Raw genomic sequence first — 14,231 nt, 5'->3', positions numbered from 1 at the left:
CATCTACTACATGCCTGGAAATCAAGATATGTCACTGAATCAACATGAAAACTACGAATCGAAAACCAGGCTTCACCCGCCATAGGGAAAGCAGTCAGTAACCACATCAATACGCGCTTTGAGCGGTAGCTGTAGATTCGGTTACCGCTCGCTTTTTGAAGAGGGGTACTGAATGCTTGCAGCTAAAGGCTTTGAGGGTGCGGGGATTGTGCGTTTCTTGCTGTTAGAGGTATCAGCATTCTGATCGAGGTCGCGGCAGAGGATGAAGGCGTCATTGATAAAATTATTTGGCTTAAGAAAATACTGGATGGTGATGCCCAACACGAAAAGGAGCTTAAGCAATCTGGCACTGTGAATGATGATTGCGCTTGAGTATAGAGACGAATTACTCAAGGAAAACGGAATTCCAATCGAGTAACCCGCAACTTAGTCTCACTTGCTTCCGAAAAATCACTGCATCTACTTGATTCCTAGAAATGAAATCATGTTGCTGAATCAAAATGAAAAACACAAAAGCAAAACTACGCCATGGCAGACATCGGGGTACTGGTCGGTAGAAGCCTAAGCCATGGATAAATGTAAGCGGTAGCTATGGACATTTCAGGCTACCGTTCTCCTAACATCACTATCACTTAACAATAGATATACATATTGAATTTACGGCTACGGCTACCGTTGCATCCGGTTCTACGACTATGGATGCCTGGTGGGTAGTTGAATAGTTATAACTTGTGGCTATCAATAACTGGCTTTAACAAGCTGTGGCAGGCTATGGCAAATTACAGCAGTCGAACCACAGTTACAGTTCCGTCTCGTTATTCTTGATAGTTTGCCCATTTCTGTCCAAACTATCGGGAGTTGTACTGATAACTGCCGATGCGCAGATTACGGAAACGCTTTACCGTCCCTAAGCTCCCTGAGAAATATCAACAGTGGCTAAAGCGTAATTGGTGGTGGCTGCTCATTGGCTTGACGATCTTTGTAATAGCATTTCTAGCCTTTGTCTTAGATAACTGGTGGCCTAGGACCGGGTTTAATGGGAAAACCTTGTGGGAGTGGCTTGAATTACTGGGTGTTCCACTTACCTTGGCAATACTTGGTTATTTTCTACAGCAACAAGAGCAGAAACGAGCAAGGGAGTATGCCGACCAGCAACGCGAAATTGCGGCAGACGAGGCAAAAGACGAAATTTTGCAGGCTTACTTTGATCGGCTATCAGTACTCCTAGTTGATAAAAATTTATTAGCGATCGCTTCTAAAATTTATCCGAAAGGTAAGAGCAGGAAGCAGCATAGCTTCTATCGATTAAGTAAAGAAGAGAAGCAATTATATAAAGCTAGAGAGGTCGCTAGGGCTCAAGTCGTAACACCTGAACAGCAAGAACTCTTTTATGCTGCCGTCGATTGGTAATAGAGCCTTTGTTATTCACCTTGACAGTTTCAAAAGTGAATGTCTGAAGCTTCGGAATATTTGGGGTTGCGATCGCATCTGGGAAATGCAGCTCAATTGACTTCACCAATCGCTCAAATTGCCCGTCTTGAAACAGGTCTACCCATTGATAATCGGCTAGGTTGATGCCGTATTCCTCCTGTCGCAGCTCGGGTACTTGACAATCATCTAAGCGAACCGGAATCAGATATATGTTCCCGGGTGGCATATCCCCCATTTTCTGAAGGGCCATTCTAAATTCACGTTGGATATAGCCTTGCTTAGCAACCGACTGTTTGGATAGGCAGGCAATGAAAACGTCACTTTCTCGGATTGCCTTAGGAATTTCTGCTCGCCAGCTTTGACCAGGCAGTAAATCAACTTTGTCTAACCAGGGCTTGAAACCTCGCTCCTTTAGCCGATTGTATAAGTCAATAACAGCATCCTTATCTTCACTAGCATGGGCCAAAAATATCTGGATCATCGACTACAATGGGACTAACATCACATCACATTTGGAAAGCGACTCTGCCCGCCAAGTTAGAGTCGTTTTCTGTATCTATAGCCTATTAAAGCTGGTCTAGTTGATGGATGTCAGGAATCTAATTCTGGGCACTGTAGGTATAGATGGCAGACAACCTGCCACTATTCAAATTTCTATAACAAAGCTGCCCCTGATGCTCAGTGCATCGGGGGTTATTTAATGCCTATGGAATCCCCATAACTCAGCAAGGTCAGAAGTGATGCTAGTGAAGGGTAACAGCGGTTGCGATCGCACAAATTATTTTAGTTATTTAGCGCAGACGTGAATGCCTCTATCAGGGCATTGAGTATGTATTCTTCAGGCTGAATATCTACACGGCCAAACAAGTTTAAACCGCTCAGGGCATAGCTCTCTAGCTGTCTCATGCAAGCTCTTTACCTCACTCCAGTTCAAAACCTGCGAGCTAGCATCTAACACCAACTGCGCCACAAAAGGCGAGGTTGGATATGGAAACTTTACACAACTGGGAAGTTTAGTTAGTTTCATGTTGTTAATCAAGCTGATTAACAACCGCAAGAGGGAAAGAAGAGTCGCAAGCTTTATCCCTCTTGCTCTTTTATTATATCCGTTGTATACAACAGACAACATCAGTATAGTAACACTTTATTTTTGTATATTTTCCCTGTATACCATGGATATATCTACACCTTAAGATTATGGCTAATAAAAATCCAGTTCAAACAGCCGCGTTCAAAGCTCAACAAGTTCCGAAATATGGCGATAAAGCTCTAGGTAAGCCTATTTGCGTGCGTTATCTTGCTGATATCGACGAAATCCTTAGAGATCTCCCTAATCGTCAGGAGTTTATTAGAAATGCGGTAGCCAGTGCATTAATTGAACAAGGTTTACTTGATACCTACGGCGATAGCACCCATAAAGATAAAATCAACCAGCTTCTGAACGATGCGGATCGGGTCAAGACTCTAGAGGCTAAAGTAATCGAACTGGAACGCCAGCTTAAGGCCATGTCTAACGCTACGACCACCGCTAAACCTGAGCTAGAGCCGAATCTATTGGGTACTGACTGGTCCCAGGTACCCAGTGCTGAGCTAAAGGGTAGTCAGGCCCCCGGCAGTGCAGAGGAGAAAATCAGACGTGCTATTGAGGCTATCCGGGCCTACAACGAAGGTAAAGAGCTAAGCCAAATGTACAGACTGTCTGAAGCTAATGTTAGATATCTGTCAGGTTCACGGCATGGCACTATCAAAGCTTATTTTGCTGCTAATCCTGAGCTAAACGATTACAACACTAGCTACGGCTTCACTGTTCAGCATGATCGGGGCAAGACTCCCATTGCTGAAGTTATTGAATGGTAGGGTTCAGATAGTGTCAGATATATACTCCTGATAGCGGTTGCGATCGCACGCATCGTATTAGTTATTTAACGCAGACGTTAAGGTTTCATGCTCGGACACCAACCAAAGTAGATGCCAACGGCGTGACTCAACCGGGTCACAGCTTGTCTGATAGCGCTCCTTCAGTTCAGCCGATGAAAGATGGGGGACGATACGATGTTTTCTAGGCATACCCTAGAGTCTCATATTTCGGTCCCCATTAATTTGGATTTGGTATACTGGCCTTCTCCAACTGACATAATCTCTATGAACAATGGTCAAGGTTAACCAAGAGGAATAAACCTTATTGGCTTTCGGGATGGTCTGAGTCTCGAAGCCCAAACTTAAATACAAGTGTCTTACCTAGGCGTTCCCAGTGTTTACCATTCTCTGAGAGTGCTTTTTTAGCAGCTTCTTCCGACTCTAAAATAAAGTGGAGTTCATTGTCTAAAACCTGGATATCAATAGCTGTGAATGTATTTTGTTCAACTCCTAGTTCAACATTATCCATATACTCAGCTAGTCCAGCTGCTGATTGCAAAAGAGCATAGTGATTGCCTGAGGCTTTCTCCCATGTTGCCGCGTCACCATGGGAATGTTCATCGACCCCAAAAATCGTAGTCTGAAAGAAAAAGGGTTTCTCAGCTGAACCGTTATTAAACCCCAGAAAAACAGTCAGGACTTCAAATTTGCTACCCACTGAATCCTGAGCTACCAAGATATTCTTAGGTTTGCGCATGAATTCACGCCACTCAGCTTTATCCTCACAGATGACAGGCTGACGCTCCTTGAGAATATATCGTTGAAAATCTTGAGGAGGAGTTAGGGGACCGATCATGCCTTAAAACAGAGGTACGATATCCTGAGCTGCAATCGATTGAATTGTCCAATTTGTAAGGCAAATAACCAATATCTGGTTACCTATCACCTTGAGCACTTCGTAAATTTGATAGCTGGGTTGCTGTGCGATTAAATCACCCTGCCGTAAAGCTTGGATGACAGAATCACTTTGGGATTTTGTACTCATACAGCAGTGGGGCACGAAGCTGAAATTGTTTTCTCCAGTGTAATCACACTAGTGATTAATTCCCTGTGATCGCAAATAGAATTGCCCATCCTTAGTTTCTGAGGGAAGATTTTTACGGGGCACACTGTCCCTGCGCTACCTAGAAGACCCTAAGCCAATACCCTAACTACTAAGAGTTTCCAGGTTAGCTTAGGATGAACTTTCACCAGCCCTATCCCGAATTACATCCTGCAAAACCTCAGGTAATTCATCTAGGCTATCGATACCATTAATCAGCACATTCCCCACGGTTGTTTGCTTGCCAGGGAACAGCCCTGATGCTTTGCCACAGCGAACATTGATATAGGATTCAGGGGTATCCAGGTAGCAATCCAGCATGATGCCTTTGCCTACATCGAGCTCACTACTGGGTGGCTCAAGCGGTGCAACATAAGATGCTGATGCCAGATAGACTTCATTCGGCTTAACCCTATTTGGGTTTTCGGCTCGGATAGTGTCTAAGCGTTTCTTTAGTTCAGATTGTCGCTTGGTTGTACCAAAGCTATAGACTGTGCCCAAAGGTCTGCCTGGAACCCTATACTCATTTCCGGGGACCCACTCAGTTCCATCAGGGCCATACATCCGAGTCCAGCTATTTTCAGGATTCTGACTGTCGTCGTACGAAACACTCCTAACACCGTTTTTATCTGTTCTGTCCGTATAACAATAGTAAGTGAGCTGCATAAGAGGTAGAACGTCTGTTCCCTATAAATTCATCATTATTAGCCCAGATACTGACTGTATTTGTCTTTCTGTTAGGTAGATACATGATCAGGGTGTATTGCTTCATTGAATGTCTCCAGTGAGATTGTTACTTGTATGGCACCCCAGATATGACAAAGCCAGACTTTTGGAACTAGCAACTTTTGTGTTGCACAATGCATCAGCCAGTCGATAAATTACTGACCAGAAAGGTTTTCTGTTGAACGAATAGTTTTCTCCTCAAAGCGCTCTTTAGGTACAGAAACCGTTATGTAGGTATGAAGATGTTCGATATCGACATACCATGCTTGTTTTCGCTTAACCCAACGTTCTTGGATCAATTTGATAGGGGCACCTTTGTCAAAGATTGAAAACTTCTCGGTAGCTACATAGTCCATCCGTTTTAACCAATCACATTGGAACAAATACAGTTTTTATCGATAGAGCACCCTAGATATTGCAAAGCCGTCACACTTCAGGGAATGACAGCTTACTGGGAAAGACCTTGACTTAACATTACCTAACTTGTAATAGATCAAACTTCATCTGACAGAGGGAGGTTATCTGACACTTAGAGATGTGTCAGGTTGTGTTTGATTTTTGACACTCTTTTCTCCGTATTGATCTAATTGTTTTTCGTTTGCTAAATGCGCACTATCGAGAAAGGTTTGTATTGGTGTCTTGCCGTAACAATATCGACCTGAATGGGGGCGTTCCCAATTGTAATACTCTATCCATTCATCCACATCATTTTGTAGTTCCTCAAGACCTTGATTAGGGCAAACGCATACTCGGAATGGGAATATCAAGGGGCATCCTTCTGAACTCATACCCTATGCCTGCCCCAGTTGAGAATTCAGTTACCCTGCTTGAGCATTGCAGAGCCCTTGAAGATCCCCGAGTTGAGTACCTGGTGGAGCATCGTCTGCTCGATATTATTGGCCTCACGATTTGTGCGGTGATTTGTGGGATGGATAGATAGTATTAGTGGATTGATTGTTGAGTAGTTGAGTAGTTTTCCATTTTTTCTGAATAGATAGGTGGCAGGATTAAGCCATTTTTAAGCCCATCGAAGATCTGGTATAGGCGAAAGCTAAAGAGCACAGCAACTGCAGCGATCGCAACCGACTGCCCAATCCATAGCCCCCGACTACCCAGCTCTAGCTGAAACCCTAGACCATAGCTCACCGATAGACCCACACCCCAAAAGCCCAGCACATTTAGCGCCATCGGTACTCGGGTATCTTGCAGCCCCTGTAGTGCACCGTACACAGCCTTTTGCAAACCATCCAATACCATCGTGATCGCCGCAATCGTCAGCAACGGCATTGCCAACATCACAATGCCTGCATTCTCAGGGCTATTCACATCTAAATAGATGCTAATCAGCTGTTTGGGGAACAACAAAAATGCTAACGACCCAACGGTCATCGAAACCGTCGTCAGCCCCAGACTTACCCAGGTAGCCTGTTGCATACCTGCTAAATCTCGCTTGCCAAACCACTGCCCTATGCGAACTGTGGTGGCAAAAGAAATCCCTAGTGGCACCATAAATACCACCACAATGGTTTGCAGCACCACCTGATGAGCTGCCAGTGCATCGGTTCCCAAGCGACCCATTAACAACATAATGGTTAGAAAGAATCCTGACTCCAAGCCAGAAAAAATGCCAATAGGCACACCCACCCAAACTAGCTTTTTGAGTACTCGCAGTTTAGGCCAGTGTAAGGTATGGAGAATCTGATACTGTCGAACAGCAGGATGCAGACGCACATACAGTGCAAGAGCCATAAACATTCCCCACCAGGTGAGCATGGTGGCTAAGGCTAGACCTGACAATCCCATGGCGGGCAAGCCTAATTTTCCAAACCCCAATATATAGTTGGCAACAATGTTGAACAGGGTACCCACTACAATAGTGACCATAATAGGCTTAGCGTGGGACAAGGCAGACACTGTTGAGCGTAGAGCCGTAAACCCTGCCATGGGCAAAAAGCTCCACAGGATAATCTTGAGATAAGTGTCGGCCAGTTCAACAACAACTGGGTCTTGACCACTGCGAAGCATCCAAACACCCAAATGACCAGTAAACGCCATGGCTGGTATGGCCACCAGTAATGCCAACCATAGACCCTGACGAGATACCTGTTGAATTCTGCCTCTCTGTTCAGCCCCAAAGGCTTGGGCTACCAAAGGACTGACCCCCATCACCACACCGGTGAAGGCGGTCATAACCACAATGTAGATAATGGCGGCCAATCCCCCGGCTGCTAAGACATCTGGCCCCATGCGACCCATCATGATGGTGTCGGCAAAACCAGTAGCGGATTGTGCCACCTGGGCACTGATTAGGGGAACGGCTAAGTTGAAAAACTCCTTTATTTCAGAACGCAGAGCATTCTGACGAATTGTTATGGGGAAGGTCATGGTAAAAAGCGTTTCAATAAAACCACTGTAAAGACTTCAGGCGGCTATCGATATCTATGGCTTGTAACGGTTCCATCAAAGCCATAGAACTCAGAGGTTAAATCGCCGCAGAATAGGCCTCATCTAATTTGAGGGTGGTACCTGAAATAAACTTGGCATCGTCTGAGAGCAAAAAGGCAACGGCTTTGGCCAGCTCTTGGTAGGTGGCAGGTCGGCCCCACATCAGGTCGTCTGGCACATTCCAGCCTTCTAGTTCGGCCATATCATTGGCCACAAAGAAGGGGGCAATGGAGTTGATGCGAATGCGATCGCACCGATACCGTTTGGCATACAGCTTGGTAAAGCCTTCCATCGCGGTCCGCAGGGTACCGCTAAAGGGGGTTCCCAATGATGGTTCGTGGGAGTCACAGGCAGAAATCGTCACCATGGCCCCACCACCCTGCCGTCGCATGGGCTCTGTCACCAATCGAGCCAGACGAACAACGCTGAGAAATAACATTTCAAAATGGTCAAGCCACATTTGATCTGAAATCTCCAGCAAATCAGGCCGAGGCGGATCACCAAAGCTCATAACTACCCCATCAATACGCCCCCACTGGTCCAATGTGCTTTTTACAAGGGTTTCCAAATCAGCTGCACTCGACAGAGAACCCTGGACCCCAATGCCCTGCAGAGATGCTGCCAGATCTAAAACAGACGCTGAACGGGCCAACAGAGAAACGTTGTACCCCTGGGCTGCCAACTCTTTGGCACAACCGGCACCAATGCCCCGGCTAGCCGCCGTCACAATTACGACTTTGTCCCCCATTGTCGTCAACCTCACTAACTGTTTTTGGTCTAACACAGCATTATTTCCACCTTAATCTGTGCTTTTCTAGAAGAGAAGTCCATAGGCAGGCATATCACCTGTGCCCACGGGGAATAAATGCTAAGTGTTTTTAACCAGCTGCCGGAGCTAATCGCCTTTGTTGAAAGTGTTGATGTGGGAAGCTTTAGTGCCGCTGCGCGTTCGTTAGGCACGACCCCTTCCGCCATTAGTAAGCGGGTGGCCAAGCTAGAAGATCGGTTAGGTATACGACTATTGCAGCGCACTACCCGATCACTAAGTCTGACCGCCGAGGGAACGACTTACTACGATCGGGTAGCACGACTGCTACAGGAACTGGAGGATGCTAACGACAGCGTTATCTCGGGCGGTCGTCCCCGAGGCAAACTAACGGTTAGTGCATCCCTCGATTTTGGGCAACGGTTTTTAATGCAGCGACTGCCTATCTTCTTGAAAGAATATCCAGAAATTCAGGTGAATTTGCAATTAACTGAGCGACTGGTGGATTTAGTGGCTGAGGGCATTGATGTGGCGATTCGACTGGGGGACCTGGAAGACTCTAGCCTCATTCGCAGACACCTGGGCTATGCGCAGTTTATTTTATGTGCGTCCCCCGGCTATTTACAAAAGTATGGCAACCCCGCCACACCAAAGGACCTGGTGCAACATAACTGCATGCGCTATCTCTTTAACGGGCAACCCCTTCCCTGGGAATTTCTCATTGATGGTGTTTGGCAAATAATTCCCGTCCGGAGTTCCTTTAATTCTGACAGTGGTGAATCTCTGAAAAATGCAGCATTAAGCGACCTTGGCATTGTCCGTATGCTGAGTTTCCATGTAAAAGAAGAGTTAAAAACCGGACAGTTAGTGTCGCTCTTTTTTGAACAGCTGCCACCGGGATTAGCAACCCAGGCTGTTTTCACCCACCGTCGTAATTTATCTCCTCGGGTGCAGGTATTTCTTGAGTTTTTGAGCACTCACTGTACTGTTTCTTAAAATCATTCACTGTGTTTTTAGGGCGATCGCACAGGTCGATACATAAAAATGAAGCACAGTGTGAATTACACGTGTAGTTCTTATCGGTAAAAGTGATTTATGATTTGAGACAATGACCTGAAGAAAAACTGGCTCCATGGGTCTGACAATCGCCAGATGGCGTTATGGCAATCAGACGAGGATGGCTAAGAAATCTGTCTAGAGCTTATTCATACGTAAAGCGGTAACCTGTTCCCCTAATGGTCTCGATCAAATGACGACCCAGCTTTTTCCTTAGATAGCCCACATAGACATCAACAATATTGGAGCCCGGATCGTAGGTATAGCCCCAAACGTCATCCAGTAGTTTTTCTCGGCTCATAATTTGCCCTGGATTACGTACAAATGCTTCAGCCAGCAAAAATTCTCTACTAGAAAGCTGAACAGCATTCCCATTAACTCGCACTTCTCGGGTGCGTAAATTTAACTCTATCCCCTTAAAGCTCAGAAAAGTCAGGGGGCTACTGGGGCGACTTTGAGCAACATGCACATTATGTAGACGGGCTCGAACACGGGCGAGCAATTCCGCAAACTGGAATGGTTTGGTGATGTAATCATCTGCACCATGATTAAAACTGGTGACTTTATGATTGATGCCGTGATGAGAAGAAAGCACAATCACCGAGAGTGGTATTCCCTGTCTTCGTATCTCATCGAGCACAGTAATGCCATGCTTCATGGGCAGTTCCAGATCAAGAATCATGAGATCAAACTGTCTATTTAAGACGGCTTCGATCGCATCTTCGCCATTATGAACAACAGCTGTTTCATAGCCATTGGCCTGCAACCCCTTTTCCAAAAAGTGGGTAACTCCAGGAGCATCGTCCGCAACTAAAACACGTTTCATCATGATTACAACTAAAATTCAAAACTTGAGGCAAGTAGTCTAAAGCCTTAGAGATCACTTGATCAATCATGTCTAAATATTCTATCTCAAAATTTCATTGTACTAAACGGTTTAGTAAGGCGTACATCATCCACAGTCTTTTCCAATATCTGCGCCCGTCCATAGGCTTCATGGGTTAGGGTCTCTTGCTCTTGCCATAAGGTTTCGATCTGTTCTTTTTGAGCCTGGACTTCTTGGGTCAGGGCTTGGGCATCCTCCGGCGTCATCGGATGTTGACAACAGAAACATTTAGAGCTAAGTTTATGTTGTCGATGTCAACATTGATGTTATAGCCTTATTTTGGGTGTCGATTATGGATGGCCTTAGTGGGCAAAGTTTATTCAACGCTGCGTCGATACTCTGATCATTCTCTTCATTTTGCGATCGCAATCATCATTCGTTTGACCGTTGGAGGTCACCATGAAAACTACACGCAAAGACTACGACCTAATCTTGATTGGCTCTGGTATTGGTGCGTTAACCGTGGCTAGTTTGATGGCCCAGCTACGCGATAAGCGTGTGCTGATTCTAGAGCGCCATTTTGTCCCAGGTGGTTTTACCCACACGTTCCAGCGTAAAGGGTTTAGCTGGGATCCAGGTCTGCACTATGTTGGGCAAATGGAAGCAGGCTCTGAAGTTCGTAATTTGTTTGACCTGATTACGAACCAACAGGTGCAGTGGCAAAAGATGCCAGAGCCCTTTGAAAAATTTGTCTATCCCGAGTTCAGTTTCGACCTCTATGGTGACCCTAAGCAGTTTCAAGCTGATCTAACCAAGCAATTTCCAAAAGAATCCCAGGCAATTCGTCAGTACTTTAAGGATATTCCTAAGGCAGCTGCAGCATTGTTTCTCGATGCGGCCAAACACAACAGTGCTTTTCTGTTCAAAGTAGTCGGTGAAGTGGCAAAACTCTGGCATGGAACTAGTCTCAATCTGACAACTCAAGACTATCTAGATCAACACTTTCAAGATCCCCAACTGAAAGCATTGCTCGCCTCTCAATGGTTAGACTATGGTCTGTCACCAGCAGACAGTCCCTTTGCCCTCCATGCCACGATTGTTAACCACTATCTCAACGGAGGCTATTATCCTGTAGGCGGATCTGGCACCATTGCTAACAGCGTACAGCAGGTAGTTGAAGCTAAGGGTGGCAACGTATTGGTGAGCCGAGAAGTTACTGAAATTTTGCTTGACGGTGACAAGGCTGCTGGGGTGCGGGTGCGTAATTTGAAAGCAAAAGAAGAGACATTTGAAGACTATTATGCACCTACAGTCGTATCTAATGCTGGAGCCTATAACACCTACTTCAAGTTCATTCCAGACAACTATCCCATTCCATTTCGAGAATCTCTGCAACAATTTGTGGAAGCGCATCCACCAGCCACAAATGTGTCTGTATACATCGGTTTCAAAGATGATCCACGGCGGTTAGGTTTCAAGGGCGAAAACCATTGGATTTACAACACCTTTGACCATGGGGCTGTGGAACAACAAAAGGGGAGCTGGATTCATACAGGTCAGCCGCTTCAGGTATATCTGTCGTTTCCATCGCTGAAAAATCCTTATGCCAAAAAACACACAGCCGAATTGATCGCCTCTGCCGATTACGCTAGCTTTGCCGCCTGGCGGGATCAGCCTTGGTTACATCGAGATCAAGATTACAATGCCCTCAAGCAACGTATCCAGAACGTTTTGCTAGACATGGTTGAACAACATTATCCAGGGTTCTCAGATCTCGTAGACTACTGCGAAGTATCCACACCTCTCACTAATGAACATTTCACAGATCATCCTCAGGGTGGAATATACGGATTACCCATGTACGCAGAACGATTTGCAGCTAAGAACCGAGGCTGGACCAAGATCAAAACACCGGTGCCAGGGCTATATATGACCGGCAGTGATGTTTGTATGATGGGTATTGCTGGCTCAATGATGGGAGCAGTTTTGACGACCAGTCACTTGCCTGATGGGATATCTATGGCTCAGGTATTTGCAAAGGCGGCGAAGGCCCAGGGGCATAAAGAGAATGGCCTTACAGAAACATCACACACAATGCGTTTAGGAACGTAGATCAAAAGTTCTACGATTCATAGTTCTGCAGGCTGTCAATTTAGATAATCCCCCTAATTATTCACGTTGTCCAAACCCTGTTAATGGATAAACCATATCCCAAAACAGCTCTTGCTCTCCCGCCTGCTGCAGAATGATTTGAGACCCCGTTGTCACCTTACCAACAGCCTTACACGTTAACCCATGGGGCTGAAACAGTTTCTTGACCTGGGCAAGACGCTCAGGCGGCACAGTAAAAAGAAAACCAAAGCTAGGAAAACTCGTGAGCCATTTCTCCCAGGCAACGTTCGGTGGGTGCGGTACCAAATCCAGGTTCAAGGTAGCCCCCACCCCTGACGATTCAGCCAGCATTAGCAGGGTGCCCACCAGACCGCCCATGCTGATATCCTTACCTGCGGTGCACAACTCAGCGCTCGCCAGCTCAGGGAGTAAGGCTATCTGTTGTCGCAGCATCGCAGGCTCAGCCGTTGTTGCAGCATTCCAAAACGGATAGGTCTCGTAGTAACTGCCCGCCATGTTTACCACCATGACCAAATCATCGCCGGGTTGTGCATCAAAACTGGTGATTAGCCGCTGTGCGCGCCCCAATATGGCAACGGCAAGACCATCGTAGGGGCTATGGCAGTTGGTATGTCCGCCAACAATAGGCACATTATACGCACGGGCAGCCGCCTGCATTCCCTTCCACAAAGGAGTGCAGGCGGTGACAGATTGACTCCAAAGTGTATCCACTACGGCGATGGGTGTCCCTCCCATGGATGCAACATCCGAAATGTTGACCATAATGGCACACCAGCCCGCAAACCAGGGATCCTGGGTGACTAGCTGGGGCCACAGACCTTCGGCAGCCAGCAGCAGATAACCATCGCCATCGGGGATGGCCGCACAGTCATCGCCTAAGCGAATCGGTTCTCCGGCAGCCGTTTGCACATATTGCCCAATGGCTGTGGCAGCTGTTTGGATATCCCGTTTGTTGAGGATACTGACAGATTCCTGGAGGGAGTTAACCAGGGTAAATAGGCTGGGTTGCTCGGTTTTAGGGGTGGTGGGTTGCATGGCCTTCATCCCCCGGTCCCTTCTCCCTGGGGAGAAGGCGGGTTAGGGATACTTAGGCATTTTCCCGAAAAGGTTATATCAACTGGAAGTCCTCCTTTTTTGGGTGAAAGTATCTGTGTTATCCCCATTAGGCATACTGGGGTTTCCCGAATTCTGGGGGGAACAAGAGTCAAGTCTAACACTCTACAACTCCCCCTTAAGCCACCTGCGCAAGAGGTAATTCTGGACGAGGCTGATCCGTAGCAGGATAATATTCCAAATCAGCTTCCATCAGATGGTGGGGGTGTCCCAGGATTTCAATTTCCTCCAGGCTATGCCAATGGAGGCGGGTGAAGAAACGCACGTTTTGCAGTTGAACGGTGGCGAGGAAGCGATCGCACCCCCAAGTATTTGCTGTTGTTACTGCCTTTTGAATCAATCCTTTACCAATGCGACCCACCCGCCGAAAGTCTGGATGCACACCTAAACGCCCACCATACCAAAGCCGAGGTTTCTCCTCATAGATACGCACCACACCGACAACCTGGTCAGGCTGGTCGGGCGTGTGGGCAATGGCCACAATGGGGTACGACGTATTGTCAATGGCATCGCGATCATGCCCCTGGAATAGACCTTGCTCTTCACAGAAAATCTGTTGCCGCAGGTTGAAATAGTTGGCAATATCTGGTTTAGAAAGGGCAAGTTGAAAACTATACGTACGTTTTTTCATGGCTTTGAAAAATTTGTATGAACATAATTCCAATGGTGAAATTATTTCTGAGAACCTCCTCCCCTGACGCTACGCTTTAGCGCATGCCCTTTGGGCTTTAGGGTAGGTGACGTAGGCGACGGGATCTCGACCGATAACGCCAGTT

General features: G+C 46.5%; 18 protein-coding genes and 1 pseudogene. 5 read left to right on the top strand and 14 right to left on the bottom strand.

The genetic code is table 11. The features are described from left to right. The first annotated feature begins 876 nt into the window (after positions 1 to 876). Positions 877 to 1,410, top strand: coding sequence for a hypothetical protein (locus QGP82_RS05835; protein ID WP_163671195.1), 534 nt, complete (start codon positions 877 to 879; stop codon positions 1,408 to 1,410). On the opposite strand, the gene QGP82_RS05830 is transcribed toward QGP82_RS05835, so the two are convergent. Together QGP82_RS05830 and QGP82_RS05825 are read right to left on the bottom strand one after the other, a co-directional pair. Then, the gene (locus tag QGP82_RS05830; RefSeq protein WP_499057663.1) at positions 1,349 to 1,912 is read right to left on the bottom strand and encodes a toll/interleukin-1 receptor domain-containing protein; all 564 of its coding nucleotides are present in this window, start codon (positions 1,910 to 1,912) and stop codon (positions 1,349 to 1,351) included. The two genes, QGP82_RS05835 and QGP82_RS05830, sit on opposite strands and share 62 nt — an antisense overlap. Positions 1,913 to 2,214: 302 nt before the next feature. Then, positions 2,215 to 2,337: a hypothetical protein gene (locus QGP82_RS05825; RefSeq protein ID WP_284682006.1), complete on the bottom strand. Its 123-nt coding sequence runs from the start codon at positions 2,335 to 2,337 to the stop codon at positions 2,215 to 2,217. 291 nt (positions 2,338 to 2,628) lie between these two features. Here QGP82_RS05825 and QGP82_RS05820 point away from each other — a divergent pair, with 291 nt between their 5' ends. Then, positions 2,629 to 3,288 carry a hypothetical protein gene (locus tag QGP82_RS05820; protein ID WP_163671197.1) on the top strand — a complete coding sequence of 220 codons (660 nt, stop codon included), beginning with the start codon at positions 2,629 to 2,631 and terminating at the stop codon, positions 3,286 to 3,288. Positions 3,289 to 3,345: 57 nt separating this feature from the next. On the opposite strand, the gene QGP82_RS05815 is transcribed toward QGP82_RS05820, so the two are convergent. The 6 genes and pseudogenes from QGP82_RS05815 to QGP82_RS05790 form a co-directional block, all read right to left on the bottom strand. Then, complete coding sequence (locus tag QGP82_RS05815) at positions 3,346 to 3,498, bottom strand: hypothetical protein (protein WP_163671198.1); 153 nt, start codon at positions 3,496 to 3,498, stop codon at positions 3,346 to 3,348. A gap of 112 nt (positions 3,499 to 3,610) precedes the next feature. Further along, positions 3,611 to 4,144: a hypothetical protein gene (locus tag QGP82_RS05810; RefSeq protein ID WP_163671199.1), complete on the bottom strand. Its 534-nt coding sequence runs from the start codon at positions 4,142 to 4,144 to the stop codon at positions 3,611 to 3,613. Positions 4,145 to 4,147: 3 nt separating this feature from the next. Beyond that, positions 4,148 to 4,333 carry a hypothetical protein gene (locus QGP82_RS05805; RefSeq protein WP_163671200.1) on the bottom strand — a complete coding sequence of 62 codons (186 nt, stop codon included), beginning with the start codon at positions 4,331 to 4,333 and terminating at the stop codon, positions 4,148 to 4,150. A gap of 189 nt (positions 4,334 to 4,522) precedes the next feature. Continuing rightward, the gene (locus QGP82_RS05800; RefSeq protein WP_163671201.1) at positions 4,523 to 5,056 is read right to left on the bottom strand and encodes a hypothetical protein; all 534 of its coding nucleotides are present in this window, start codon (positions 5,054 to 5,056) and stop codon (positions 4,523 to 4,525) included. Positions 5,057 to 5,271: 215 nt separating this feature from the next. Then, positions 5,272 to 5,472 carry a hypothetical protein gene (locus QGP82_RS05795; protein WP_163671202.1) on the bottom strand — a complete coding sequence of 67 codons (201 nt, stop codon included), beginning with the start codon at positions 5,470 to 5,472 and terminating at the stop codon, positions 5,272 to 5,274. Between the two features lie 162 nt (positions 5,473 to 5,634). Then, positions 5,635 to 5,841, bottom strand: a pseudogene (locus tag QGP82_RS05790) (hypothetical protein); the annotation flags it as partial. Between the two features lie 68 nt (positions 5,842 to 5,909). On the opposite strand from QGP82_RS05790, the gene QGP82_RS05785 reads away from it, so the two are divergent. Further along, positions 5,910 to 6,056 carry a transposase family protein gene (locus tag QGP82_RS05785; RefSeq protein ID WP_163671203.1) on the top strand — a complete coding sequence of 49 codons (147 nt, stop codon included), beginning with the start codon at positions 5,910 to 5,912 and terminating at the stop codon, positions 6,054 to 6,056. 2 nt (positions 6,057 to 6,058) lie between these two features. Here QGP82_RS05785 and QGP82_RS05780 read toward each other — a convergent pair whose 3' ends face one another. Together QGP82_RS05780 and QGP82_RS05775 are read right to left on the bottom strand one after the other, a co-directional pair. Beyond that, positions 6,059 to 7,501, bottom strand: a complete 1,443-nt coding sequence (locus tag QGP82_RS05780; protein WP_250565221.1) for an MATE family efflux transporter — start codon at positions 7,499 to 7,501, stop codon at positions 6,059 to 6,061. Between the two features lie 97 nt (positions 7,502 to 7,598). Next, positions 7,599 to 8,309, bottom strand: a complete 711-nt coding sequence (locus QGP82_RS05775) for an SDR family oxidoreductase (RefSeq protein WP_163671204.1) — start codon at positions 8,307 to 8,309, stop codon at positions 7,599 to 7,601. 117 nt (positions 8,310 to 8,426) lie between these two features. Between QGP82_RS05775 and QGP82_RS05770 the strand changes: the two genes are divergently transcribed. Further along, complete coding sequence (locus QGP82_RS05770; protein ID WP_163671205.1) at positions 8,427 to 9,323, top strand: LysR family transcriptional regulator; 897 nt, start codon at positions 8,427 to 8,429, stop codon at positions 9,321 to 9,323. A 205-nt stretch (positions 9,324 to 9,528) separates the two neighbouring features. Here the strand turns inward: QGP82_RS05770 and QGP82_RS05765 are convergent, their stop codons facing one another. Then, positions 9,529 to 10,209 carry a response regulator transcription factor gene (locus QGP82_RS05765; RefSeq protein WP_163671884.1) on the bottom strand — a complete coding sequence of 227 codons (681 nt, stop codon included), beginning with the start codon at positions 10,207 to 10,209 and terminating at the stop codon, positions 9,529 to 9,531. A gap of 86 nt (positions 10,210 to 10,295) precedes the next feature. Next, on the bottom strand, positions 10,296 to 10,475 hold the full coding sequence (locus QGP82_RS05760; protein WP_163671206.1) for a hypothetical protein: 180 nt from the start codon (positions 10,473 to 10,475) through the stop codon (positions 10,296 to 10,298). 193 nt (positions 10,476 to 10,668) lie between these two features. On the opposite strand from QGP82_RS05760, the gene QGP82_RS05755 reads away from it, so the two are divergent. Next, complete coding sequence (locus tag QGP82_RS05755; protein WP_499057658.1) at positions 10,669 to 12,321, top strand: phytoene desaturase family protein; 1,653 nt, start codon at positions 10,669 to 10,671, stop codon at positions 12,319 to 12,321. 57 nt (positions 12,322 to 12,378) lie between these two features. Here QGP82_RS05755 and QGP82_RS05750 read toward each other — a convergent pair whose 3' ends face one another. Beyond that, complete coding sequence (locus QGP82_RS05750) at positions 12,379 to 13,377, bottom strand: sll0787 family AIR synthase-like protein (protein ID WP_499057656.1); 999 nt, start codon at positions 13,375 to 13,377, stop codon at positions 12,379 to 12,381. A 196-nt stretch (positions 13,378 to 13,573) separates the two neighbouring features. Beyond that, positions 13,574 to 14,086 (bottom strand): MSMEG_0567/Sll0786 family nitrogen starvation N-acetyltransferase, encoded by a 513-nt coding sequence (locus QGP82_RS05745; RefSeq protein WP_499057654.1) that lies wholly within the window; start codon positions 14,084 to 14,086, stop codon positions 13,574 to 13,576. Between the last annotated feature and the right edge of the window lie 145 nt (positions 14,087 to 14,231).

The sequence above is a fragment of the Leptothoe sp. LEGE 181152 genome (genome assembly GCF_032906605.1).
Lineage (GTDB): Bacteria > Cyanobacteriota > Cyanobacteriia > Phormidesmidales > Phormidesmidaceae > Leptothoe > Leptothoe turfae.
Note: the sequence above shows the minus strand (reverse complement) of the source record. Positions and strands in the feature narration are given on the sequence as shown.